Genomic DNA, 24722 nt, shown 5'->3' on the forward strand with positions numbered 1-24722 from the left:
AATCAATAGACCATTTTCTGCCTATAACTTGCAATCAATCTGTTGTTTACGGATCAAGAAAAGGATAATACAACAACTATTCATGTAGACCGACATTCGTACAACGAAAACCTTCGTTCATGGATCGGACCATTTCCCCAATGTACACACTGAATTTGTAACCGCCTGTTTACCGCAGCTATTGCGGCAGCTATGGCCCTGAATGGCTCATCAGCAAACCTTTCCTGATCCATTTGGGACGATGTAATACTGCTTCTGCCAGCGGATTTGTCTGGATAATTTCAGGGTAGACAAAAACTAATCATTATGAGAAGAGTTCTATTCTCTCTCGTGGCGATCTTGTTTTTCTGTACCTCCCTACAGGCGCAAACAAGATCGGTAAGCGGTAAGGTCACCGATTCGAAGACCGGCAATCCTATCCAGGGCGCCACCGTTACCGTGCAGGGCAGTGCAACTGCTGTGCAAACCGATGCCAACGGACGTTACACCCTCAATAATTTTCCTTCCAATGCCACGCTGTTGTTCAGCATTGTTGGTTATGGGCAAAAAGCATTGAAGCCGGGCGCTTCGGCCACCTTCGATGTTGCGCTCGAAGAAAGCGCTACACAGCTCACCGAGGTGGTTGTTACTGCGCTGGGACAATCGCGCGAAAAGAAATCGCTTGGTTATTCTACGACCACGTTCAAGACCGACGATATCAACCGGACCTCGCCCGTGAGTATGTTTGATGGCTTGCAGGGCAAGGTGGCCGGCGTGGATATCTCCAACGTGAGCGGTAACCCGGGTGGCTCGACCAAAGTAATCCTGCGTGGCTACAGTTCGCTGGGTGGCAACAACCAACCACTCTATGTGGTGGATGGGGTGCCGGTGAGTGATGTGCGGCCGGGTTCGGAAGGCATCGATCCCGATGGTACCAACAATAAGGGTACCGGGCAGGATATCATCGGCGTTCCGGGTTACGATTTCGGTAATACGGCCAACGATATCAACCCCAATGATATTGAAAGCATGACGGTGCTGAAAGGCGCTGCTGCTACCTCTTTGTACGGATCGCGGGCCAGCAATGGGGTCATCATCATTACCACCAAGAAAGGGAAGAGCGGCCGCCTCAAGGTCGACTTTAGCTCTTCGGCCATCTTCTCCGATCCGTTGATATTGCCTAAGATGCAGGATCAATTTGGTCAGGGATGGGAAGCCTCTTTTATCCCTTCTGAAAATGGCAGCTGGGGTCCACGGCTCGATGGCGTTAATCGCTTGTGGGGTGCCCCGGTCGATAATTCGCAATTGCTGAAACCCTTCTCCTTTGTGAAGGATAATTTCCGTGATGCGTATGAAACCGGCCGCGAGTTCAACAACACGGTCTCGTTCCAGGGCGGTAATAACAATACAACGTTCTTCTTCTCGTATGGCAACGCTTTCAGCGATGGTATTGTGCCGAGCGACAATGACTCGTACCGGCGTAACTCGCTTTCGTTGCGTACCACTACCCGCATCGACCGGTTTACCGGTGAGGGTTCTTTCAACTACGTCAACAAAGCACAGCGATTTGTGGAAGTGGGACAGTCGGCCAGCGGGGTAGGCGGTTCCTTCTTCGAGCAGTTGCTGCAGATACCGGTTGACATTCCAATAAAGGATCACCGCGACTACAAGAACAAGTTCTTCAATGTAGACAACTTCTTTACACCTTTTGCAGAGAACCCTTACTATACATTGTTCGAGAATGGCGGCCGCAGCCGCAACGACCGGTTCTTCGGCAATATCAACCTGCAGTATAAGATCATGGATGGTATTACGATCCAGGCACAACAAGGTATCGACAATTCGAACAGTACTACCAAAACCTGGCGCAATAAGAATGCCCCCACACCGGGTAGCTGGAATGCCGGCAATAACCCGGAGAGTGCGGCACGTTCGGCCGATATCGGCAGCGTACAGGAAGGCTCGCAGAAATATTATGAATACGATACCAAGCTGGATGTGCTCGTCAAGAAACGCATCAATGACGATTTCGATATCGACGCCATTGCAGGGGCTAATTACAATGAACGGGGCAGCGATGTGTTGTATACCTATATTGAAGACCTGGCCCTGCCTGGTTTCTTCGATATTTCGAATGGTGTAAACCCGCCACAAAGTTCGCATTACAAGAGCAAGCAATCGATATTTGGGGTGTTTGGTTCGGCCACCCTGAACTACAAGGATTTCCTCTATTTAACGCTCACCGGTCGTAACGACTGGAGCTCCACGCTGCCGAAGGGCAAGAACAGTTATTTCTATCCCAGTGCCAACGTCTCTGTATTGCTCACGAACCTGCTTGACCCCAGTGTGAAGGAGATCGTGAACTATGCCAAGATACGCGCCAGTCTGGGCCGCACAGGTAAAGATGCTCCCATCTATCGTGTGTATGACGTGATCTCTTCGCAAGTCGTGTTGCTTCCTTTTGGACAGATCAGTTTCCCGTTCAGTGGCGTACCTGGTTATACATTGAACGACAGGTTGGGTAATCAGACGCTGAAACCGGAGATCAGCCGGGAATGGGAACTGGGCGGTGAATTCAAGCTGTGGGACAGCCGCATCGGTATCGATATCGCTTACTATCATAAAGTATCTGATGGGCAGATCATCAATGTACCGATCGCGCCTACCACGGGCTATACTTCTGTAACCCTCAACTTTGGTCAGGTGCGCAACCAGGGTATTGAACTGAGTGCACAGATCACCCCGGTAAGGCTGAAACAATTTACCTGGGATATCAATTATGTGTTTACCCAAAACCGTAACGAGGTGTTGGAACTGCCCACCGGCCTCGATCGCGTTACGCTCAACAATGCGTATGACGCGAACCTGGAAGCGAGACTCAATCAGCCCCTTGGTGTTTTCTATGCGCCATCGGTACGCAGAGATCCGGAAGGGCGTGTGATCGTGGATGCCAATACAGGTTTTCCGGCAGTAACTACGGAAGATGTGTATTTCGGTACCGCGCAAAGAGACTATACCATGGGCCTCTCCAATACTTTGACGTATAAGAACCTGCGGCTCGGCTTCTCCTTAGATTACCGTAAGGGTGGTGTGTTCTATTCCAGCACTTCGGAGCTGTTGCTGTTTACCGGCAACCATTACAGCACAGTGTACAATGGCAGGAAACCTTTCATTATTCCGAACTCGGTCAACGAATCGTTCGACGCGCAGGGTAAGCCTGTGTATACCGAGAATAAGACCGTATTGGACGAAGTGCACCAGGATGATTACTACTATCAGAATTCGAACAGAGGTATGTTTTACGACCGCACGATACTCGACAAAACTTTCCTGAAGCTGCGGGATGTAACGTTGAGCTACACCTTGCCGAGTACCTGGGCCAAGAAGATCTCTGCAGACCGTATCGTGGTGACTGCTATAGGAAGAAACCTGTGGGTTAGTTTGCCCAAGAGCAATAAGATCGTCGATCCGGAGTCGTCGAACTTCGGTCGTGATATTGCCAGTGAGTTTGGTGAGTTTAGGGTTGGTCCTACTCCACGGTCTTACGGTGCCTCTGTACGCATTTCCTTCTAATCTAAAATGGTCTTTATGAAACTGATCAATCAATATAACCTGTACATCTTGTTGCTGGCCTGCGGGCTGATGGCTGGCTGCAGCAAGATCACGGAAGACAATATCGACCCCAACAATCCTTCGGTCGATAAAGCCACTCCGCAGTTGCTGCTGCCTTCGGCCTTTATGTGCACGGCGGGACAAATAGGCGGAGAGTATGCTATCACGGGCGGACTTTGGTCGCAGTACTATACGCAGAGTGCTTTTGCGAGCCAGTACCGTACTATCGATGCCTACAATATGGTTTCTTCTGATAACAATATTGCTTACCGGGAGGTTTTCCGCAATGCCCTGATCGATTATAAGAAGGTCCAGGACCTGTCGGAGGAAGCAAGCAACTGGCCTTTTTACATGATGGCTACGGTGATGAAAGCATACACGTACCATGTGGTCGTTGACCTGTATGACCAGGTGCCTTATTCGGAAGCGCTTGGAGGCTCTACCAACCTGCAGCCAAAGTTTGATGATGGCTATTCCATCTACACAGGTTTGCTGGGAGAGATCAATAACGCTATGTCGAAGAATTACAAAGTGGGTGTTTCTGCGAGTGATGCAGTGAGCGACATCATCTTTGGCGGGGATATGGCACAATGGGAACGTTTTGCCAATACGCTGAAGCTGAAATTGTACCTCCGTATGGTGAATGCCAAAGCGAGTGAAGCGCAAACGGGTATTACGGCCCTGTACACGGCCAATGCTCCGTTTTTAGAAGATGGTGCAGGGATTACCATTTTCGAGGACAGGCCCAATTACAGCAATCCTTTCTATGAACAGAATATACGGCGCCTGAACACCAATGACAACCTGCGCGCCAGTTATACGTTCGTGAGCTGGCTGCGGAAGAACAATGATCCGCGGGTGGTGAGTTATTTTGGTTCGGCCAACCCCGGTACTATTCACCAGGGCGACTACACGAGCAATAACCCAGCTTATGCTTCGGCGGCGGTGTTTGTGCAACATGCTACCGACCCGGTTTGGTTTATCTCTAAGGCTGAGTCCTATTTGATGCAAGCAGAAGCGCGGGCGAGGTATTTTGCCGGCGCCGGCGCGAAGGCTTTGTATGATGAAGGTGTGACAGCTGCTTTTGCCCAGTTGAACCTGACACCGGGTACTTTGCTAACGGGCGCTTATGCTTTCCCGGACGGCGGTACGCTGGAACAAAAGATCGAAGCCATCAGTACGCAAAAGTGGGCTTCGTTTCCCGGTACGCACGACCTGGAAGGGTTCTTTGAACAGAACCGTACGGGTTATCCAAAGAACAGTCCGGTTTATTCCACTGCTCCCACGTATGTGGCTGGTCAGTTTGCTTATTCGGCCAACGGTGTTACCGGTGGGTTGTTTCCCAAACGACTGTTGTTTCCCGAAATAGAAAGAAGCCGCAATATCAATACGCCTGGGGAAGAGCCGATCACTAAGAAAGTATGGTGGGCGAAATAATCAACTCAATCAAACTGTATGAAACAATCTATCATAAAGCTGTCTATGTTCATGCTGGTGCTGGTGTTGTTACAGGCCTGCGCCAAAGAGCCCGACTTCAATTATCCCGAAGGCTATGTGGGTATTTCGAAGGTGGTGGACTTTCCTTCTATCGCGATCAAAGGAGAGCGGCTCATTATCCAGGACCAGGGAGTGCCTTATACGGAGCCAGGCGCCGAGGCATTTTTGAAAGGGCAGTCGGTGACCTATGCTACCAATGGTACGGTCAATACCAGTACGCCGGGTGTGTATGAGCTGGAGTATTCTGCCAGTTCGCCCGATGGGTTTACGGCTACCGATTTCAGAACGGTGGTGATCATGTCTACGGCTGCTGATGTTACCAATAACAATTTTGCAGGCACCTACAACCGGGAGCTGACGGGTTTGAATTCTACCTGGACGAAAACGGGTCGCGGCATCTATGATGTAGAGAATCCTGGCGGTGCGGCGGCTGGCGTGGGCTTCGTGGTGAAGCTGGTGAACTATACAGGAACAAAAGTGTCCATTCCCAAACAACAGGCCTTTGATCCTTCTATTGGAGGTTTGAACACGATCAAGTCGACAAGTGAGGTGTACCGCGCTACAGCGGTGCCGGTTACAGTAGACTGGATCTTGCTGGCGGGTGGTTATGGTAATGGTCTGCGTACTTTCAAAAAACTCTAAAACTTTATTATATGCTCAGGCAATCTTTTACGGTTTTGCTTTTGGCAATGATGGCTGGCTTTACGTTATCCAGCTGCGAAAAGGATGATGAAATTGGTGGTACTGCCGTTGAAAAGTTATCGGGGGAGTGGTGGGTGCAGCTTTCAGTAGACAATGCCCTGGTGGTACCCAATTTCTTTGAATTGCGGACTTACAATACGGCGGACAACGTAGGCAACAAGATGTGGCTGGATGATAATGAGGACCTGTGGCCTTATAAGTTCAAGGTGGATGTGGATCCAACTGCACAGACCTTCTCGGCGACCGATGCGCAGAGCGAGTACACCAATATCAAGGTGACGGTGAAGAATGGTAAGGTATTGTCGGGCGTGAGTAAGGGACCAGTGTCGCAGGCGGTTACCGACAGTATCTATTTCGAGGCCGAGTTCTCGGACGACCCGGGTACTACTTATCAGCTGCATGGGTACCGGCGTACAAGGTTTACGGAGGATGATCATTGAGGGAAGGCAGTGAGGCAGCAAGGCAATCCCGACATGCGTCGGGACATCGAGGTGTTAAGGCATTCCCGACATGCGTCGAGACATCGAGGCAACTGAAGAAGAAAGGCAGCGAGGCTGGAGCAGGAAGGCAATCGCGGCGTGATGACAAAATAGTTAGATTTCGTGTTTGTATTACCGGTTATGTAACCGATTTATGCCAATAGTTTTTCGTATCTTAGGAGGAGCTGGCCAGTTATACGTGGCCAGCTTTGTTTTAGGCTTTCTTTTATGTCTGCGACTCCAAACTATATTATCTCCATTTCGAGCAAACCCTTTGTGGGCTTGCTTTCGCCATTTTACGGCGCAATAAATCAGCGTCTGTACTGGATTTGAGGCCGATCGGCCCGGTGTTGGCCCGGACTTCTCCCGGCATTGAGCCGGCCTTCCTGGGGAATTGATCACGAACATCTCATAAGGTACTATGGAGTAACTATGGAGCTACTATACGAGTGCTCCTGACGGCCTGTTTGGGCACTTTTCCTGAAGACTCCGGGGCCGACAGGGAAATTCTGTACGAGACCTCGACGGCTTTTTCGGGTGTTGGTGCAGGGACTAGTGTATGTGTTGGAGTAATCGGTTTCGATGAACATTTGTGCCAGAAAGCTACCTGTATGGGTTGCTTTTTTCGTTGGGAATACACGTTAACGTCAAACAAGACCTGTCATGTCATGACAAAATATGACAAATGCGCCATTATGAACATGAACATTTTGAAACGACATGGGAAGTTCGGAAATTTATAGAAATCTAATATTTATGGCAAGATATTACGGTCCGGTCAAGATCAGGGGCTCCGTTGGCGGCCTCACTTATTATGAAAACGAGGAAGGGCAATTCGTTAAAGAGAAGGGCAGTCCGCGGGAGTGCAGGATGCAATATGGTGAAGAGTTTATGCGCTCGCGCCGGTATGCAGCCGAATTCCAGGGTGCGACGGCGGTTGCCCGGCAATTGCGGGATGCCATGGGCAATCTGACCATCGGTGTGCGATCGATGCGTGCGTCGTCGAACATGACGACCTGGCTGTTATCTGTGGCGCATACGGACCCTGTGAGCGACTGGGGCGAGCGGAAGGTATGGTTGGGTGATCTCTCGCTGTTGCAAGGATATGAGTTCAATAAAAACAATAAGCTGGACGATGCGCTACCGGTGCCCTTGTGGGATAACTGCCGGTTGGTGGATGGAAAGGCTACGGTGAAGCTGCCGGGTTTTCGGTTGCGCCGCAAGAAAAACCTTCCTGACAATGCCTCTCATTTCAGGATGGTGAGTGCAGTATTGTACCTGGATGCGGGAAAGAAGACCTATAAGCGTGATTTGAAGGAGGGGACGCTATGTGAGATCGGCAATAAAGCGGGGCCAGCCTTTGAAGCGGAGCATGAGATCGCCGCTGGTGAGGGCCAGCTTGTTTTGTGGCTGGTGGGTATTGAATACCTGGGCATGGGCAAGAAGAGAATGGAGGTGTTGAAAGGTGGAGCGATGCGCGTGATGGGATGTGGGCTGGGAGGATTGGTGGATTATGAGCGGCTGGGGGAGGATGTGGAAAGTGTAGGAGAGGTGCGTGGTGAGCGAGTGGTTGAAAGGAGGGATGAGGATGTGGTTGATAGTGAAGCGTTGGCAGCTTCCATGAATAGTCAAATCAATGAGGCAGACTTGAATAGGAGTTCATCTACATCTGAATGTAAGCATTGCAATATGATATCTGAAAATCTGGGCACAACCATTCAAAAAGTCAGCAGTTATTGGGAAAGCCAGGGCATCAAGCTCGAGGTCGTGCCTCCGCAAGCAATTGTGAACACTATTCAGGAAAATGGGTTGTCTGTACCGGATGACTTCAAGCATTTTTATTCGGTCGTAAATGGGATGCCTTTTTGGCCCGGCTACAGCGAGACGGATGAAAATTGCTTTTTATTTTATGAATTAAAGCAAATAACAACCCTTGAAAAGGACTTGAATAGGATTTCCTGTCTCCCGGAAAAAGACAATGTCTATGTGTTTGCCGACTATATGACCCGATCCTGGTGGTATGGTTACCGGTACATCAACGAGCGCGAGTATGTAATTGGGATCATTCCATACCATGATACATTTACGCCTATCACTAACTCTCTTGAAGAGTTTTTACAGTTGTACCTGGAGGATTCGGAGAGGTTATACCAGTATTAGTGTTATCCTAACATGTTCTCAGCGCAGTTTGGTCAAACTCTTGCTTTCCCATTTACCTAATCCCGTATTGTATTGAATACTATATGCGTGTGATCCATCGGATACAACATAAAAATTAGACGGGGCTGGCAACTTCGGTTCGCCGCCTTTCGCATATGCGGCATTCCCTTTAACTGCGAATATTAATATCGATACGGAAAGGATAAAAGCAGAAATGCTCATGATGATTTTGAAATAATTTGTCATAATAAACTTTTGCATGATTGACATTTTATTAGATGATTGAATAATCCAGAACTCCCAGTAAAGGTAGGTGTCAATATTTCCACCGATAAGCGTCTTTGTACGGGTAAAAAAAAGGTGTTTTCACTGCCAGGAACTAGTATTGAGAATTTCTCTGGGCAACGCCAAGCAACTGGTTAAAGGAAGCGTTCCGTCTCTGGGCATAATTTTGCACGTTGCTGCTACCTCGCCTGATGACCTAAGAAACGCGCTGATTGATTTTTCGAAAATTCAAGACGTTACAGGTGTGGTGACCATGTATATCCGAAATACTTAGATCAAGAAATAGCTCCTGATGCGAACGCTGATTCTTTAGACTTACCGAATTACTGCAACTGCTCCACATTGAAAATGCCCCTGGTCTTTAGTGTGCCATATATTAAAAGCAGATCCCTTCATGGCTGAAGGGATCTGCGAGTAGTTTTCAATATGTATATACTGTTACCAGTTCGGACTTTGTTTTAATGTGGGTGCATTGGAAAGCTCACTGACTACCAGCGGCCAATAATAATTCTTAGATGTGAACACCCTGCTCTCCAGTTTGAAGCGCTGCATTTTATAATTCACTCCCCCTACTACCATTGTGCCGGTAGGATCGGCTACAGGCCGCATTCCATGCGCAGCTCTTTGCGTTCTGGCATAAGGCCACACATCGGCAGGTGTAGGCGACGCTTTGTAGGCTGCTTCCTGGGCGAGCTCCGAAGGTGAATCAGACTCGAGGTTCCAACGGGCATAGAAGTAGCGTTTGTTCTCGTAGAAATGTTCTACGCGGCGTTCGCGCTGTATGTATTTGTGTAATTCTTCCTCATTAAGTCCGGGTGGTACAGGGGCCATGAATGAACGTGCGCGCAAGGCATTGAGGATCGTATAGATCTCTGCGCTGGGGCCACTGTACTTATTCATAGCCTCGCAATAGATCAACTGGATCTCGGGCAGGCGGATGGAAGGAAAATGGAGGGGCCAGCTGCCACTTCTTTTCCAGTCTTCATGATAAAACTTGCGTAAGTAGTAACCGGTAGAAGTAGCATTGCTAGCCCCGATCTTATCGGCGCCGGTGGCTGTATTGATAATCTTGTTTTGATACGTACATCCGTGGTACATGATATCGGAATAAAAACGGGGGTCGCGTTTGTCATAAGGCAGGTTGGGGTCCCATCCTTTGGCGACCGCCTGCGGGTCGTAGGTAGCATAACCAAATCCGTCATTGCCGACAAATTCGTATTCATCCACCTGTTCCTGCAGGGGTTGGAGTCGTGAGCCGCCGCCATAGGAGGGAGGTATGTGATCACCCTGCCAGGACTCTGCCTTGTTGTTGGAGATGATCAATATCCATTCGTTTTGGATCGACGCCCCATCGATATAGATCTGCTTGATGCGGGCATATACCTTGTTGTTACTTTCGGCCTGAAAATCGCTGCCTTTGCCCATATACAAGCTATACCTGGAGTTGCCGTTGTGCTTGAGGTCCATCAAGGCTTTGGCGGCATCGGCTGCCAGTTTCCATTTTCCCTTATCGTAGGACGCATACTGATCCTTACCTGCCCGGGTATCATTTCCCGGCAATTTGCCACCATTGTAGAGCGGGCTCGCATTCATATACAGCACGATTGCTTTCAGGGCCATAGCTGCGCCTTTGTCAATTCTTCCATATTCAATGTCACGGTGACGAGCGGGCAATTGTTCTATAGCGAAGTTGAGGTCGGCAAGGATTTTCTTCACGAACTCGGTCCAGGGCTGCCGAACGAATTGTTCATTAGCTGTGAGGTCGGCCACATGGTCCATGTACACAATGTCTCCATACCAGCGTGCTGCGAGCCAGTGAAAGTAGGCACGGAAGAAGTGTGCTTCGGCTACCCTGTTCCTGAGGTCGCCCGTGTCGAGCGGATTATCGGGTGATTTGTATTTTTCCACGCCGGTGATGAACACGTTGGCTTTGCGGATAGAGTTGTAGAAATCGTTCCAGTACATACCATTTGCCTTGCTGGGCATGCCAATGGAAGGACCGAAGCCACCGAAGTTGAATTGATCGGGTATGGCTTGTTCAACCTGTGTTCCCTTACATTCATCCGTGATACCGGAAATGGAAAAGTCTTGCAGGCCTACGATGCCGCGGTCGCGGTCGCGCATCTCGCGGTAGAGTTTGTTGGCTTCGCCGTTTACTTTGTCCCAATTGCTAAAGACGGTTTCTTCATTTATTTTATTGTCGGGCTGCCTGTCGAGAAATTTATCGCAGGAGGTCGCCATTACAATAAGACTGAGCCCTATATAGGAGATGTATTTTCTATTTTTCATAATACGCAGATTAAAAAGTTACGTAAACACCCATGTTAAATACTTTCTGAATGGGATACCAGTCGCCGCCCGAATTGGTTTCGGGATCTACATCGAATTTTGATAATTTATCAAAGGTGAGGAGGTTCAATCCCTGGAGGTAAAAGCGGGTTTTGGTAAAACCAAACTTTTTGAGGAACGTATTTGGGATAGAATACCCTATCTCTACACTTTTTAGCCGGATGTAGGAGGCATCCATCAGGAATAGTGAGCTATTGGGATTTTTGTTGTTCAGATAGGTGCCGTAATGCAGGGCTGGATAAGTAGCTGTAGCGGCTGTAGACGGCGTCCAACGATCGAGGTGGATCTTTTTTACCCTACCAATGATGTCCTGGCCATAAGTAGGAAAGTCGTAAGCAGCGGCCTCTGTCAACTGTACGCTAGTTCTGGTTGAGCCCTGGAAGAGCAAGCTAACGTCAAATCCCTTGTAGGAGGCGCCTACTGGAATGCCAAACTGTATTTCGGGGTTGCGTGGGTTGCCCATCGCTACGCGGTCTTCCTGGTCGGTGATCTGACCGTCCCCGTTCTGGTCTTTGTACACCACATCTCCGGGTATCAACTTATCATACCATTTCTGGTAACCGCTGGCATTGAGCTGATCAGCTTCTGCCTGATCCTTTATGAAGTGATCAAATACATAGACGAATTGCTGCCCGATGCGTTTTCCGGTGCGACGTGCATAATCCACATTCTTCCCATTTGGTGCAATACGATCTATTTCATTGATGAAGATGATCTTGTTCCTGGCGAAGGACACATTGGGTTTGATGTAATAGCTGAAATTCTTTCCAATTTTATCGTTCCAGCCTACCTCGAGGTCGAAGCCTTTGTTGTCTACGATGCCGAGGTTGAGTTGGGGAGAGCTTTGACCGACCACTGCCGACAGGTTCCTACTGCCATTAGTGCCGGGCTGTGTAAGGATATCGTACCGGTGCTCCTTGAACACATCTAAAGTAAAACTAAGTCTGTTCTTCAAGGTCCTTAACTCCAAGCCGATATTGGCCTTTTTGGCTTTTTCCCAGGTGAGATCGGGATTGGCGAGCGGACCCTCAAATACATTGGCTGGTACTCCGGAGATGAGGTCCATGCCCAGGTTATAGGTGTTGCCATCCACATTGAAGAATTGCAGGTAGCCAAACCTTTCTCCCGGCAGCTGATCACTACCTACGAGTCCAAACGAACCACGGAGTTTGAGGTAGTCGATAGCCCAGGATTTTTTCATGAATGCTTCGTTGCTGATGACCCAGCCAGCGGCAACTGCAGGGAATAAGCCATAGCGGCGACCTTTGGCAAAGTTTTCGGAGCCATTGTAGGCTGCATTCACTTCAAAAAGGTAGCGTTCATCGAAGTTGTACGTGGAACGGAATGCCAGCCCCTGGTTGGTGAATGGTACGTCGTTCTGATAGGTGCGTTTTTGCTGGGTTCCCAGCAATAGTCCGGATACATTATGACGGCCGAATGAACGGGCATAGTTTAAGGTAACCTGTACATTATTCTTGCGTTGCGGTGGAGGCGTCGAGGCATTGTAGCCATTGTTCATGGTATTGTTCTCAACGCGACGGGGTGAGCCATAAGCGCCCTGGTAGTGCCCGCCATTCATGAACACATCGACTCCGTCTTTGGGAAAGAATGTAGCATAACCTCCATATTCCCGGTAGCCTTCCGTTTCGTGTGGGATGGTTCTGTCGACGGTATTGCCGGACTGTATATCGTATGAATATTGTACTTCAAAAGTGAGCCCCTTGGTGATGAAGTCGAGCTTGTGGCCCAGTGCAAAACTTCCATCCATGAATGTTTTGTACTCGTTGATGAAACCAGAGTAGGCTAACTCACCGAGAATATTGTAACGATAGAACTGTGTACCGAAGAGCAAGCCTTCGGGATGTTTGGTGATGTACGATTTATTGAGAGGGTTATCGTTGTTCTCGAGTATAACCGGATAAATCGAGGGTTGTGTATTGGCTATGTTCACCACCCTGGCGGCTGTGGTGCCGGGTGCGATCCTGTTCTGGATACGACCTCCAAGGTTGAGCTTTGCATATAAATTATCGGTGATGTTGATGTCGATATTGGACCTGAAATTGTAGCGCTTGAACACGGCGTTGGTATTATAGTTTCCCTCTTTGGTGTGCTTATAGTTACCATTCTGGTTCATATAACCTGCCATTACGAAGTACTTGACGACCTTGTTGCCTCCCTGGATGCTTAGGTTGTAGTCTTGCTGCATACTTGGCTTAAAGGCATAGTCGAACAGGTCGATATCGTATCCGAGCCCATCAGAGTTATCGCCTTTGGCTTTCCGGTAATTTTCTATTTGTTCAGGTGTAAAAAGAGTGACCGACTTTTTATCATTCAACATTGCTTCATTATACAGCATGGCATAGTCGGCCGAACCGAGGTATTCCGGAAACTTGATAGGAGAGGAGAGGCCGGTAGCGGCTTTGAAAGTAACGTTGGCTTTGTCCATGACCTTACCCCTGCGGGTGGTGACCAGGATAACGCCATTGGCTCCTCTTACTCCATATACCGCTGTGGCTGATGCGTCTTTGAGAATTGTAAAGGTTTCCACTTCTTCAGGGTTGAGGTACTGGAAATCCCTTTCAATGCCATCGACCATTACAATGGGCTTTTGGGCATTGTTGCCGGTATTGTAGGTAGACATGCCACGGATGAAGATCTCACTCTGGTCGACACCTGGTTCGCCACCTATGAACTGGTTTACCATGAGGCCTGCCATACGACCGGCCAACGCGTTGGATAAATTGGTGGTGGGGCTTTGCCTCAGCTCGGTAGTGCCAATGGAAGTAATGGCGCCAACCACGGATATCTTTTTCTGTGTTCCAAAACCTACGACCACAACATCGGCCAATGCCTCTGCATCGGGTTTCATAGCGATATCCAGCAGGGTTGTGTTCTTTCCGATCCGGACCATTTCCGGCTTGAATCCTACGAAGGAGAAGGTTAATACTCCATTGTCGGGAACATTGATGGTGAAGTTCCCATTCTCATCGGTAGTGACGCCGGTTTTAGAGCCTAATACCGACACGGATACACCATGCAGCGGTTTGCCAGCCTGGTCCTTTACCTTCCCTTTGATCTCAACAGGAGGAGCAGGTGGCGGAGCGTTGGGCGTTTTTATTTCTTCCTTTTTCTTGATGGTGATAGAGTTCTCGGTGATCGTAAACATCAGCGGCTGATCGCGGAAACAGATCTCCAGTACCTGAGGTATTGTGGCATTTTTGACCTCGACGGTGACTTTTTTGGCCTGACTCAACAGTTCATCCTGGTAGAAAAACTGGTAGCCGGTTTTGCGATGAATCTCTTTGAATACTTTTTCCAATGTAGTGTTGCGCTGAGATATGGTAACAGTTTGCCCAATCGTTTTAGCACTTACCTGTAAAAAGGCAATGAGCATGATTGCTGTTAATCTCATCATCAGCCATGTTTTGGTGAAAACCCGTGCAGGTGTCTGGGTTAATGCAAGTGGTCGTTTTTTCATATTGTTTAGCAGTTGATGTGCAATGAGCAGTCGATGTTTGCCGGTTTATACAAAAGATTTCCTGTGCATGTGGCACATGCATGCGCAACCTGGTGCTGAACCTGGCTATATTCTTATTTACTGTTTGGTGTTACTGTGGATTGCTGGTAACTATTACCTTTCTGCCATCAATACTGAAGTGCACGCTGCTTCCCTGCATGATCTTCAATACCTGGGCGATGTTATTTTTGCGGCTTACTATGCCGGAAAAATGCCCGGCGGGGATTGGTCCTTTGTAGACTACGTCTACATCATACCATCTCGCTACCTGCCGCATGATCGTTTCAATGTCTGCTGAGTTAAACAAAAACCAGCCGTTCTTCCAGGCCATCACTTCTTCTGTATCGGCTTCTTTTATATTTATCTGTCCTGATCTTGTTATCTGAGATTGTTGTCCGGGCAGGAGCAACTTTTTCTGACCACCCTGGTATATTTTTACCGATCCTTCAAGCAGGGTGGTATTGAGTGTATGTTCATCCTCGTAGGCCATGACGTTAAAATGCGTTCCCAATACCTTCACCGTGGCATCCTTTACGGTAACTGTAAATGGCATCGCTGCATTTTTTGCCACTTCGAAATAGGCTTCGCCTGTAATGGATACATTCCTTTCTTTACCGGTGAAGGTTACCGGAAACCGTATGGATGATGAGGCATTGAGCCAGACATTCGTTCCGTCTGCCAACTGCAACTGGTATTGTCCTCCGCGAGGGGTAGACAATGTGTTGTATACAATTTCTTCGTTACTATCGCTTCCTTCATTGTAGGCCAATACAGCCGCATTCACATTAATGACCTTAGCGTTTCCCTGTTGGGTGAGTGTTCCCTGCCGGGTAGTATCCAAAATAATCCTGGAGCCATTGGCCAGGGTGAGTACGGCTTTGTCGCTACCTGGAGCAATGGCAGTTTGTGCTACAGGCTGGTTGCTGGTTGATGATTGTCCTGCTTGCCTGCCCGTTAGCCAGAAATAACCACCTGTGCCGATAACCAGTAGAATAGCTGCTGCGGCTGCAACCCTGCGCCACCCGATCGAAGCGGACTTTGTGGCAATAACCGGGGCGACCTTGCCTGACCTGCTTTGCTGCAGGATGGCAGATAGCATTTCCTCACCCTGGCTTTCGGTAAATGGCTGGCTTTGGCTGCTGTACTGCTCCCAGGTATGGGACAACATCTCTTTTGCGCGCTCCTCATTTTCTGGTTGTTCCAGCCATACCATTAATTCATCCTGCTCTGCTGCTGTTGCAGTTTTATGGATAAAAGCCTGAAATAGATAAGCCAGCCTTGAATGATTCATAGTATAATAACATGATAAGACAACGGAAATATCCCAAAGAGGTAATGGATGGCCATATTTTTTTTAATGGCGAAAAGAAGTGGTGATAATCAGGATGAGGATATTGATATTGGTGCGGAGATGGGTCTTCAAAAACCTAAGGGCCAATACCATATGCTTTTTGACGGTGCCATGGGAAATGTTCAGCCTTTTGGCTATTCCTTCATGGCTGATGCCTTCCTGCCGGCTGAGGAGGTATACATTTTTTTGCTGTGGTGGCAGTAATTCAACGGCTTCTTCGAGGAGCTTTCCGGCATCGGGTGCTGTATTACCAGACATTGTTTCGTGTTGGCCGCTGACTGCCTGGTGTAAGACGGTGTCGGTCCATTGTTTCTGGCGGCTTTTTTCGCGGGCTATCTGTTTGAGGCAGTTGTAGGCATGGTTCCTGGCCACTACCATAAGATAAGCTTTAAAGCAGCTTATGGCAGGCAGGGTGCTGCGGTTGATCCATATTTTCAGGAAGACATCCTGGACAATTTCCTGGGTAAGTGGCTTTGACTCTGTAATGCGGTAGATGAAATCGCCCAACTGGTTGTAGTGCAATTTAAACAGCTGCGCGAAGGCTTGTTCATCGCCTTCGGCTACCTGCACGAGCAGGCTTTTTACATCATTGATGGAATGAGTAGACAAGCAGTTAGTTTAGTTCGTTTCCGGGTAGACCGGGACTAAATTAAAGATTTTTGGTTAAAAAGAAAGCACCGGGGGAATTTCTAAGTATCTGGGGCTAATACTGATTTTTGTGAAAAATTGAACCCTCAGTTGATAATACTCATGATTGAATGTACATTCAATGACTGTATTCATTAAATATGCCAACACTAAAAAGTCTTAAAAACGCCCTGTCCGTATTAATTGCGGTACTGTTGACGAACAATTTCTGCGTTGCCCAATCAAAAGATACTACGGACAAAGTCTCCGTGACGGTTGAGGTGATATCCAAAGGCAGTTCTGATTATTATAAGGAGAAAGCAGAAGGCTATTTTATCAGAGCATCTGTATCAAATACACAGGACACGGCCATTAGCTTTGTAGTTATGACTTGTTCGTGGCCAAGTGATAATTGGGCAACCAATAATCTAGCTATTTTAATGTCGGGGCGTGGGTGTGATAGCAACTCCCCGGAAAGAATCACGCTGGAGCCTCAGCAATCGATCAGTTTCAATGGGTTCATCATGGATACCCATCAAAAATTAGCGGGCAAAAAATTCAGGTTCGCATTCTTGTATTATGACAATTTCGATGACCTGTTGGTGTTTTATAAAGAAAGAAAGCCCAAGAAAGAAATTCCAGCATTTTGGAGTAATGAAGTTCGATTGGAAGACAACATCTTTAGCTATAAGGTTGATACTGTTACAATTTCGGCTAATCCGAAATTAGCTAAAAAATAAGGGGCTGTTCACCTGTGATATTTTCCCTGGCCGTGCGAATAATGATCAGCGCAATCATTATTTATGGGAAAATATCTTCTACCGATCTCCATTTGGCTTTTAACCGTTTTGTTAAACGGCCCCCTGGCACCTCCGGTTTCCGCTGTTAGGGATGCTGTGAGCGAGATACCCCTGTTTTTCCTTATTTTGGCAGCGCCAACGAGCCTGTCAGGATTCCTTACCATCAATCTATTACGATGCCTGTAGCCAGCAATCCCCCATCTTTTCTCGACCTGGTGGAGGCGCACAAGGGCATCATCTTTAAGGTTGCCAACGCCTATTGCCGCGACGCCGAAAACAGGAAAGACCTGATCCAGGAGATCATGGTGCAGCTGTGGCTATCCTTTTCCAAATATGATGATCGATATGCCATCACCACCTGGATGTACCGCATTGCCCTGAATGTGTCTATTTCCTTTTACCGTAAGGAAAGCCGTCGCGGCGACATCAATCATCCCTTACCAAATCAGCTATTAAGTTTGAAAGAAGAAGAGCAACCTTTCGATGGGCAGGCTGCTATCGATCAGTTGTACCGCTTTATCCGTGATCTAAAAGAGATCGACCGCGCCGTGATGCTCCTGTACCTTGAAGAGAACGATCAGCAAACTATTGCAGACATCCTGGGCCTTTCCGTATCGAATGTTTCGACCAAGGTAGGCAGGATCAAACAGCAACTGCGGAAATCATTTACTCAACACAAAATCGATCAAGATGGAAGATAAAGACATTCTCACAATGTGGCGTTCGTACGACGAAAGGCTGCAAGAGAGCCTTACCCTGAACAGGAAGAACGCCGAGGAGATCACGCGTATGAAAGTGCAATCATTCCTGGCCTCCATGAAGCCGATGAAGATCTTTACGCTCATTGCAGGTATCCTGTGGGTGCTGCTCGTTGACTTTATCCTGGTGGCCAGTTTCCGGTCGGCCAGCCCGTTCTTTTATGTGTCGATGGGCATCCAGGTGTTGCTGACCAAACTGGCTATTGGTGTTTACATCTATCAGCTCTATTTATTGAATCGCGCAGATATCGGCGAGCCGGTGCTCGAGACCCAGGAAAAGATCGCCCGTCTGCAATCTTCCACCATTTGGGTTACCCGCTTATTGTTCCTACAACTGCCGGTGTGGACCACTTTCTTCTGGAGCAAGCGCCTGTTTGCAGATGCGAATGCTTTGCAAATCGCTATCCCGGTGGTGATCGCAGCATTGTTTACCTGGGCGGCGGTATGGCTGTTCATCAACATTCGCTTCGAGAATAAGGATAAAAAATGGTTCCGCCTGATCTTCCGCGGCAAGGAGTGGGACCCCATGCTCAAAGCCAATGACCTGCTGCACCAGGTGCAGGATTACAAGTGATTTACTTCGCTTCTACGAGTTGCTTGATCTGGTCGAGGATCGGCTGCCAACCCAATCCATTGTTGTATGATTCTTCGTAGCGCCTTTGTCCCTCCGCTACTTTTGCATAATCGCCCTGCGTTACGGTGAACAGTGTTTGCCCGTTCTGTGGCTCGAGCGTATAGGTTACGGTGAGGTAATTCTCGGAGGTGTCATCGATATTCGAGTTGGGATCGATGGTGGTATAAGACAGGAAACGGTCGGGTTCGATCTCTACGATACTCCCTTTTACAAAGACCATGGATTTGCCTTCGTATTCGCCCACCCAATCGAGAGAACTGCCGGGCTTCCAGTCGGACACGGTTTCGCATCCAAACATATATTTCTTCGTTTGCACCGGGTTGACGAGGGCATCCCAAACGATGTTGGCAGGGGCATCGATGGTAATGGTGTTGGTAATAATTAGTGGCTGGCTCATAACTGTTTTGTTTTTATTGACTACACAAACCTAGAAAGAATATAGGGGGGCGGATTGCATTTTACGGATTATTTCTTGCGGTAGCCGGAGTAATGCCAAATTTCTTGCGGAAGGCATTGCTGAAATGCTGGGGGGTGGCATAACCCAGCTCGTACGATATCTCGGCAGCTGTTTTGCGGGTGTCGCGCAGGTAACGGTGCGCCAGGTGCAGGCGCTGCTCGGACAGGTAACCAAATACGGTATTGTTGAACACTTCCTTGAACCCGCGCTTCAGTTTGTATTCATTAAGGCCAACGATACGGGCTATCTGGGTAAGGTTGGGCGGATCCTGTACCCGTTCGTTGATGAGGTCGCGCACGGCGATCAGTTTTTCCTTATCGGCCTTATTCTTTACAAACTGCTCCTGCTGCGTATGCTCATAGGCTTCGGCGCAAAGCACCAGCAGTTCAATGCTCTTGGACAGCAGAAAGAGCTTCTTAAGATCGTCGTTGTACTTGCAATGGATGATCTGCTGCAGTACTTGCTGTATGGGGGAGTCGATAGCGCCCCAGCGGCTGGACAACATTACATCTTTACCAGCCAGTATATCGGCAGCAAAACGTTTGAGGCTATCGCTCGCGTTTTGGGTGAACTGGATGAATAACTGCGTGGGGAACTGTATGCCGAAGGTTTCCAGCTTCAGCGTCTTATTAAACACCGTGATATCGAAGTCTTTCGAGTACATGATATTGTGGTGGCCGCCGATGAGGTCGTAGGTTTGCCCCAGTTGCTTATAGGTAAACGCATAGTTACCCTTCATGCCAAAATGCATACGTACCACATCCTTTTGGCTGCTGCCGCTAAAACTGGTGAGTTCCTTAAAAGTTTGCACGCCATGCCCCAATACGATGCCATCGCACTCCCAGGTTACGCTGGTCATGCTGCCGTATTCGTTGCTGATGGTCTTCCTTTCTTCCATGGAGGCTTAAAGGTACAGGCTTATGGCTGCAAGGACATCAGCCTCTACTTTAAATCTGGTGGGATGGGTCGCTCGGTGCCTTTCTGCAAAATACCACCCATTAATGGATCGGTTTTGGAGTTGCGGCCTGTTTCCACGCGTCCGGCATAGCGGCTTTCGAAGTCGGCCAACCCTTTTACGGTGATGGTGATATCGTACCAGCCATGGCTGGTGGCCAGGTCGAGTGAAACGACATTCCTTTGTCCGCCTTTCAATACCACGGTTTTGGCCGCTTGTTTATAGGCATTGTCCTTTATCTCGATGGTTTGCGCCGCTTTGGTGTCGTTGTGCAGTTCGAGTATCAGTTTATTGGCGAGCTGACCTTTTGCTGCGGGAGAAGCCTGATAGGTTGCTTTGATGGCTGGCGCGCCTTCCTTGCCGTTGCCTTTGAATTGCCGGAAGAATCCATTGGGTCCATAGACCTGCAGGAAATAATGGTCCTGGTCGAATTCGGCGATGCGCCAACGATCGGCCAATGATTTGCCGGCGGCCACGGCATAGTTGCGCGACAGCATGGTCTTTCCCTGGTAGCTTTCGGGTGTATAGACCAGGAAGGGTGAACCCACTGCATTTTTTAGGAGCCCGTTGCCGGCTGTAAACTCCAGTTCGAGCGTTTGCCGATCGGTACTCAGCCGGCATTCCGCATACAGTTCATAGGGCAGGGCATTGGCATTGCGGATGCCTTTTTCCTGGTGGGGCATATAGGCGGCCTTCAGCGGATTCGTGTTTGCCTGTGCCACTTCTTCTGCGCTGAGTTTGTAGAAGTTGGAGGGCAGCGGTTTGAATTTTGCTTTATGTATGCTTTCTATAAAAGGATCGCGCTCGATGGGAGCCGGTGTGCTAAAGTTTTCGCCATCATAAGGACGGAATATCGAGGTAAGGTCGCCGCACACGGTGCGCCGCCAGCTGCTGATATTAGGTTCGGTAACAGGCTTGCCCAGTTTGTGCGACAGGAATTGCTCCAGGAACTGCAGGGCAGAGGTGTGGTCAAACACCTGCGAGTTCACCCAGCCACCACGCGACCAGGGGGAGGCGATGACCAAGGGCACCCGGTAGCCGAGTCCGATGGGGCTTTCGCGCATTTCATTAGCGCCAGATGACTGCTGGGCTTTGGTCACGTATTCCACGCCTGTATCGATACCGGGAGTGGTGAGGCCGCTCTGTTTATCTTTGGGATTGGGTGCTACGAATGGCGGTACGTGATCGAAGTAACCATCGTTCTCGTCGTAGGTGAGCACCAGGATGGTCTTTTTCCATACTTCGGGATTCTTAGTGAGGATGTCCATTACTTCGCTCAGGTACCAGGCGCCGTACCAGGCCGCGCCGGGGTGGTCGGAGAAATTTTCCGGGGCCACGATCCAGGATACGGTGGGCAGTTTGCCTTCATTGACGTCGCTGCGGAACTGGTGCAGGATATCGCCTTTGGGCAATTGTACCTCGCGATCCGTATCGCCATCCTTATACTTCAGGGTGGCGAGCTTGTGGTAATCGGGATCGTGCCGGTTGGTGGTAAAGGCTTTTTCGTGCAGGGCCTTTTCGCGTGCCGATAGCTGCCCGTATTTTTCGAGGGTAAAGTTCTTTTGGTCTTCGAGGTTCTCGGTGAGGCGGCGTCTCAATCCGTCGAGTCGCTTTTGTGCTTTAGCGGCCTGCTCTGAACCAGCCACCAGTTTGCTCAATTCTTCTTCCTGTTTGCTGATGGCCGCCTTCAATTTCTCCGCATCTTTTGGGAGGTTATTGATGTAGCCTGCAGCCAGTTTTACATGGTATTGAGAAAAGAACTCGAGGGGGTTGTCGGTAAAGTTGGCGAGCCAGGCATCTTCTTCGCCTTCAAAACCTACACCAACGCTGATCTCGTTCTGGTACACTTTCCACGACACGTTCTGGTCTTCCAGGCGCTCGGGGAAGGTGGTCCAGTTGGCCCAGTTGCCATAATCGGCATCGCCATTCCATACGCGGGCCAGTACATTTTGATCGGGCTTTTCGCGGATGGTGCCCGACCAGAAGTAAAGCCTGTTGGGCGTGGTGCCGGTGAGGGAAGAGCAGAAGTTCTGATCGCATACCGTGAAGGCATCGGCCAGGGCATAATAGAACGGAATATCGTGGCGGTTGTGGTAGCCCATGGTGAGGGGCATTTTTTTATAGTCCTGGTTGCCGGATCGCTTTGCCTGCAGCCAGCCATCGTATTTACCGTCGTTGCGTGCATCGACCTGGTTGCTCCAGGAGTGGGGGAGCGAGTTCATCCAGGTTGCTTTGGTATTGCGGATATCGAGGTGAAAGGGGGCGTAGGTTTCGCCGGCGGCATTGGTTTGCAGCCATACCTTATTCTTGTTGGGTAAGGTGATGGCGCGGGGATCGTTGAAACCCCGTACACCTTGCAGGCTTCCATAAGTATGGTCGAAGGAGCGGTTTTCCTGCATGAGGAAAACGACGTGTTCAGCATCGCGCCAGGTGCTGCCCGGTGCGGGGTTGATGGCCATGGCACGGGCGATGGAGGCCGGTAATACCTGTAACATGCCTGCGCCGCCTGATAATAACGATGCCTTCTTTAAGAACGATCTCCTTGTTTCCATAGTGGAATAGCAATTGGTGAATGAAATGGTTGAAGCGATAAAAGTATTCGATCGTTACCGAATACATCTGAGCAATTTAAGATTTAAAAGGAAAGTAACATTGTGCAATCGTTAGCCCATCAACTTTTTATAGTCGGCCGGACTGAGGTATTCCAGGATATCACCGGGCTGGCATTCGAGTGCTTTACAGATCTCTTCGAGCGTAGAAAAGCGGATGGCCTTGGCTTTACCGCTTTTGAGGATGCTGAGGTTGGCCATGGTGATATCTACTTTTTCACTCAGTTCGGTGAGCGTCATTTTGCGTTTGGCCAGCATTACGTCGAGGTTGACTACGATGGGCATGGGTGCTGGTTGATTAAATGGTTAAGCTTTGTTCTTCTTGCAGCATGCGACCGCGTTTGAAGGCGCGGGCCACGGCCCAGAATACTAAACCTCCTACGATGAATGGTTGGTAGTTTCTCAATGTCTGAATGGGCATCAGCTCAACATCGTCCGTAATGTATCCATGAAACAGCCAACTATTTATATATTGTATAGCTATAATGATCAATGGCGGCAACAGCCAACAGCGGGCTGCCAGCAATAAACGGCTTTCGTTATAGGCAGTAAATATCTCGCCTTTTGAAATATAGATAAGAATCCTTATTGGTACGAACAGTCCAAAGTAAACCAACAGGAGCGCGGCAAGTGTTATTATAATACCCCAGGGGATGGCTGCGTATTTGTAAAAGGAAGCGCTGATGGGAACCATGATACTTATCTCGCGTCTTTCACCAATTTCTTCGCTTTTCATGCGCAATCGGGCTGGTAGTTTCTTGTAGGCAAATTCATTCCAGGGGTCAACACTGTCTGACTTTCCTTGCCAGCCTTGCCATTTTCTGTAAGCAATCCAGGGCTCTCCTTTGCTCACAAACACATTGTTTTCTCCATTGCTTAATGTGAACCCGGGCAGCAATAAGTAGTAGGAAATGTCTGGGCTACTATGCTCTCTTTGATAAAAGGAGTCGACCGATGTGCAATCATTACATTCCTCCAGCTTTGTAAATCCAACTATAGGGCTTTCGATAGAGCTGCCCGACCTGCCTTCATTGATCCTTTTCTGAAGATCTTCTGCCTCGGAACGTTCGTTTAAAAGTGTTTTCCATTCCGAATAGGTGATCGGTTTTTGAGAGCCGTATTCGGGATTGGGCTGATAAGCCATGATATCGCCCTGGACTGGTACCGCCATCCCATCATTATAATGGTCTACCGTTAGCCAAAGGTAGAGGTTGGCTAGTGCAACTATAATAACAACCACAGAAATAACCGGCTTGTTGATGCGGTCAATGAATTCACGGATCATTGAAAAGGAGGTTTAGGCCCCAAGATATCATTATTTATCGATTATCGATAAATAATGGTTGCTTATCGATAGCGTTAGACACCTGTTGCCGAATAAACTGACGGCGGAACACCGGTATGTGTAAATAAATTGCGAAATAATCGATAGCAGGCAGAATATTATTCGGAATAATTCTATCTTTACGAAAATTAATTCTGTATGACTGTTGAACTGGATGACATTGACCTGCAGATACTGGACCTGATGCAGGCCAATGCCCGCATTTCCAACGTAGACCTGGCCAAGCAATTGTCGATGGCGCCGTCGGCCGTGCTGGAAAGGGTCAAAAAGCTGGAACAGAAAAAGGTGATCCTTCAATACAACACAGCGATTAATCCACAAGCGATCAACCAAAAATTGCTGGCCTTCATTTTCATCAAGACCAAGGAGCTCGAGTCGGACGCGAAGATTGCCACTTCGCTGGCAAGGATCCCCGAAGTGCAGGAAGTGCACATCATTGCCGGTGAGGATTGCTTTCTCGTGAAGGTGCGCACCGAAGATTCCGCTTCCCTCATGGCCCTGATGCGGAAGGACATCAAAAAGGTACCTAATGTGATCTCCACTAAAACAACCATTGTTCTCGAAACCGTGAAAGAGCAACAACAAGTGGTCATCCGCAAAACTTAA

General features: G+C 48.8%; 19 protein-coding genes. 9 read left to right on the plus strand and 10 right to left on the minus strand.

Annotation, left to right across the window (positions count from 1 at the left end):
• Positions 1 to 306 precede the first annotated feature (306 nt).
• From P2H89_RS07230 to P2H89_RS07250, 5 genes are all read left to right on the plus strand, one after another.
• Positions 307 to 3552 carry a SusC/RagA family TonB-linked outer membrane protein gene (locus P2H89_RS07230; protein WP_275825919.1) on the plus strand — a complete coding sequence of 1082 codons (3246 nt, stop codon included), beginning with the start codon at positions 307 to 309 and terminating at the stop codon, positions 3550 to 3552.
• Positions 3553 to 3567: 15 nt separating this feature from the next.
• The gene (locus tag P2H89_RS07235; RefSeq protein ID WP_275825920.1) at positions 3568 to 5028 is read left to right on the plus strand and encodes a SusD/RagB family nutrient-binding outer membrane lipoprotein; all 1461 of its coding nucleotides are present in this window, start codon (positions 3568 to 3570) and stop codon (positions 5026 to 5028) included.
• 18 nt (positions 5029 to 5046) lie between these two features.
• Positions 5047 to 5730 carry an immunoglobulin-like domain-containing protein gene (locus P2H89_RS07240; protein WP_275825921.1) on the plus strand — a complete coding sequence of 228 codons (684 nt, stop codon included), beginning with the start codon at positions 5047 to 5049 and terminating at the stop codon, positions 5728 to 5730.
• Between the two features lie 11 nt (positions 5731 to 5741).
• Positions 5742 to 6230 (plus strand): lipid-binding protein, encoded by a 489-nt coding sequence (locus tag P2H89_RS07245; RefSeq protein ID WP_275825922.1) that lies wholly within the window; start codon positions 5742 to 5744, stop codon positions 6228 to 6230.
• Positions 6231 to 7025: 795 nt separating this feature from the next.
• Positions 7026 to 8429 carry an SMI1/KNR4 family protein gene (locus tag P2H89_RS07250; RefSeq protein WP_275825923.1) on the plus strand — a complete coding sequence of 468 codons (1404 nt, stop codon included), beginning with the start codon at positions 7026 to 7028 and terminating at the stop codon, positions 8427 to 8429.
• Between the two features lie 18 nt (positions 8430 to 8447).
• Here P2H89_RS07250 and P2H89_RS07255 read toward each other — a convergent pair whose 3' ends face one another.
• The 5 genes from P2H89_RS07255 to P2H89_RS07275 all read right to left on the minus strand — a co-directional run bounded on the left by P2H89_RS07255 (position 8448) and on the right by P2H89_RS07275 (position 16540).
• Complete coding sequence (locus P2H89_RS07255; RefSeq protein ID WP_275825924.1) at positions 8448 to 8690, minus strand: hypothetical protein; 243 nt, start codon at positions 8688 to 8690, stop codon at positions 8448 to 8450.
• A 462-nt stretch (positions 8691 to 9152) separates the two neighbouring features.
• Entirely contained in the window at positions 9153 to 11003 is a 1851-nt protein-coding gene (locus P2H89_RS07260) for a RagB/SusD family nutrient uptake outer membrane protein (protein ID WP_275825926.1), read from the minus strand.
• A gap of 10 nt (positions 11004 to 11013) precedes the next feature.
• Entirely contained in the window at positions 11014 to 14478 is a 3465-nt protein-coding gene (locus P2H89_RS07265) for a TonB-dependent receptor (protein WP_275825928.1), read from the minus strand.
• A 193-nt stretch (positions 14479 to 14671) separates the two neighbouring features.
• Positions 14672 to 15871, minus strand: a complete 1200-nt coding sequence (locus P2H89_RS07270) for a FecR family protein (RefSeq protein WP_275825930.1) — start codon at positions 15869 to 15871, stop codon at positions 14672 to 14674.
• 63 nt (positions 15872 to 15934) lie between these two features.
• A complete protein-coding gene (locus P2H89_RS07275) occupies positions 15935 to 16540 on the minus strand; it encodes an RNA polymerase sigma-70 factor (protein ID WP_275825932.1) in 606 nt (201 codons plus the stop codon).
• A 179-nt stretch (positions 16541 to 16719) separates the two neighbouring features.
• Here P2H89_RS07275 and P2H89_RS07280 point away from each other — a divergent pair, with 179 nt between their 5' ends.
• The 3 genes from P2H89_RS07280 (at position 16720) to P2H89_RS07290 (ending at position 18690) form a co-directional block, all read left to right on the plus strand.
• On the plus strand, positions 16720 to 17298 hold the full coding sequence (locus P2H89_RS07280; RefSeq protein WP_275825934.1) for a hypothetical protein: 579 nt from the start codon (positions 16720 to 16722) through the stop codon (positions 17296 to 17298).
• 236 nt (positions 17299 to 17534) lie between these two features.
• Complete coding sequence (locus tag P2H89_RS07285; RefSeq protein WP_275825935.1) at positions 17535 to 18059, plus strand: sigma-70 family RNA polymerase sigma factor; 525 nt, start codon at positions 17535 to 17537, stop codon at positions 18057 to 18059.
• Complete coding sequence (locus P2H89_RS07290) at positions 18049 to 18690, plus strand: hypothetical protein (protein ID WP_275825937.1); 642 nt, start codon at positions 18049 to 18051, stop codon at positions 18688 to 18690. Before P2H89_RS07285 ends, P2H89_RS07290 begins: the two co-directional genes overlap by 11 nt.
• A gap of 1 nt (position 18691) precedes the next feature.
• Here P2H89_RS07290 and P2H89_RS07295 read toward each other — a convergent pair whose 3' ends face one another.
• The 5 genes from P2H89_RS07295 to P2H89_RS07315 all read right to left on the minus strand — a co-directional run bounded on the left by P2H89_RS07295 (position 18692) and on the right by P2H89_RS07315 (position 24056).
• Complete coding sequence (locus P2H89_RS07295; RefSeq protein ID WP_275825938.1) at positions 18692 to 19147, minus strand: SRPBCC domain-containing protein; 456 nt, start codon at positions 19145 to 19147, stop codon at positions 18692 to 18694.
• Between the two features lie 61 nt (positions 19148 to 19208).
• Positions 19209 to 20105, minus strand: coding sequence for an AraC family transcriptional regulator (locus P2H89_RS07300; protein ID WP_275825940.1), 897 nt, complete (start codon positions 20103 to 20105; stop codon positions 19209 to 19211).
• Positions 20106 to 20149: 44 nt separating this feature from the next.
• Complete coding sequence (locus tag P2H89_RS07305) at positions 20150 to 22714, minus strand: phospholipase C, phosphocholine-specific (RefSeq protein ID WP_275825941.1); 2565 nt, start codon at positions 22712 to 22714, stop codon at positions 20150 to 20152.
• A gap of 111 nt (positions 22715 to 22825) precedes the next feature.
• Positions 22826 to 23056 (minus strand): helix-turn-helix transcriptional regulator, encoded by a 231-nt coding sequence (locus P2H89_RS07310; RefSeq protein WP_275825942.1) that lies wholly within the window; start codon positions 23054 to 23056, stop codon positions 22826 to 22828.
• Between the two features lie 13 nt (positions 23057 to 23069).
• Positions 23070 to 24056, minus strand: a complete 987-nt coding sequence (locus P2H89_RS07315; protein WP_275825943.1) for a DUF2975 domain-containing protein — start codon at positions 24054 to 24056, stop codon at positions 23070 to 23072.
• Positions 24057 to 24254: 198 nt separating this feature from the next.
• Here P2H89_RS07315 and P2H89_RS07320 point away from each other — a divergent pair, with 198 nt between their 5' ends.
• On the plus strand, positions 24255 to 24722 hold the full coding sequence (locus P2H89_RS07320; RefSeq protein ID WP_275825944.1) for an Lrp/AsnC family transcriptional regulator: 468 nt from the start codon (positions 24255 to 24257) through the stop codon (positions 24720 to 24722).

This window comes from Paraflavitalea sp. CAU 1676 (assembly GCF_029223285.1).
Classification (GTDB): domain Bacteria; phylum Bacteroidota; class Bacteroidia; order Chitinophagales; family Chitinophagaceae; genus Paraflavitalea.

Bases quoted from the DNA above. Each gene is read 5' to 3' on its own strand.
- P2H89_RS07230 (WP_275825919.1), top strand. From the start codon at position 307: ATGAGAAGAGTTCTATTCTCTCTCGTGGCGATCTTGTTTTTCTGTACC.
- P2H89_RS07235 (WP_275825920.1), top strand. From the start codon at position 3,568: ATGAAACTGATCAATCAATATAACCTGTACATCTTGTTGCTGGCCTGC.
- P2H89_RS07240 (WP_275825921.1), top strand. From the start codon at position 5,047: ATGAAACAATCTATCATAAAGCTGTCTATGTTCATGCTGGTGCTGGTG.
- P2H89_RS07245 (WP_275825922.1), top strand. From the start codon at position 5,742: ATGCTCAGGCAATCTTTTACGGTTTTGCTTTTGGCAATGATGGCTGGC.
- P2H89_RS07250 (WP_275825923.1), top strand. From the start codon at position 7,026: ATGGCAAGATATTACGGTCCGGTCAAGATCAGGGGCTCCGTTGGCGGC.
- P2H89_RS07255 (WP_275825924.1), bottom strand. From the start codon at position 8,690: ATGCAAAAGTTTATTATGACAAATTATTTCAAAATCATCATGAGCATT.
- P2H89_RS07260 (WP_275825926.1), bottom strand. From the start codon at position 11,003: ATGAAAAATAGAAAATACATCTCCTATATAGGGCTCAGTCTTATTGTA.
- P2H89_RS07265 (WP_275825928.1), bottom strand. From the start codon at position 14,478: ATGATGAGATTAACAGCAATCATGCTCATTGCCTTTTTACAGGTAAGT.
- P2H89_RS07270 (WP_275825930.1), bottom strand. From the start codon at position 15,871: ATGAATCATTCAAGGCTGGCTTATCTATTTCAGGCTTTTATCCATAAA.
- P2H89_RS07280 (WP_275825934.1), top strand. From the start codon at position 16,720: ATGCCAACACTAAAAAGTCTTAAAAACGCCCTGTCCGTATTAATTGCG.
- P2H89_RS07285 (WP_275825935.1), top strand. From the start codon at position 17,535: ATGCCTGTAGCCAGCAATCCCCCATCTTTTCTCGACCTGGTGGAGGCG.
- P2H89_RS07290 (WP_275825937.1), top strand. From the start codon at position 18,049: ATGGAAGATAAAGACATTCTCACAATGTGGCGTTCGTACGACGAAAGG.
- P2H89_RS07295 (WP_275825938.1), bottom strand. From the start codon at position 19,147: ATGAGCCAGCCACTAATTATTACCAACACCATTACCATCGATGCCCCT.
- P2H89_RS07300 (WP_275825940.1), bottom strand. From the start codon at position 20,105: ATGGAAGAAAGGAAGACCATCAGCAACGAATACGGCAGCATGACCAGC.
- P2H89_RS07305 (WP_275825941.1), bottom strand. From the start codon at position 22,714: ATGGAAACAAGGAGATCGTTCTTAAAGAAGGCATCGTTATTATCAGGC.
- P2H89_RS07310 (WP_275825942.1), bottom strand. From the start codon at position 23,056: ATGCCCATCGTAGTCAACCTCGACGTAATGCTGGCCAAACGCAAAATG.
- P2H89_RS07315 (WP_275825943.1), bottom strand. From the start codon at position 24,056: ATGATCCGTGAATTCATTGACCGCATCAACAAGCCGGTTATTTCTGTG.
- P2H89_RS07320 (WP_275825944.1), top strand. From the start codon at position 24,255: ATGACTGTTGAACTGGATGACATTGACCTGCAGATACTGGACCTGATG.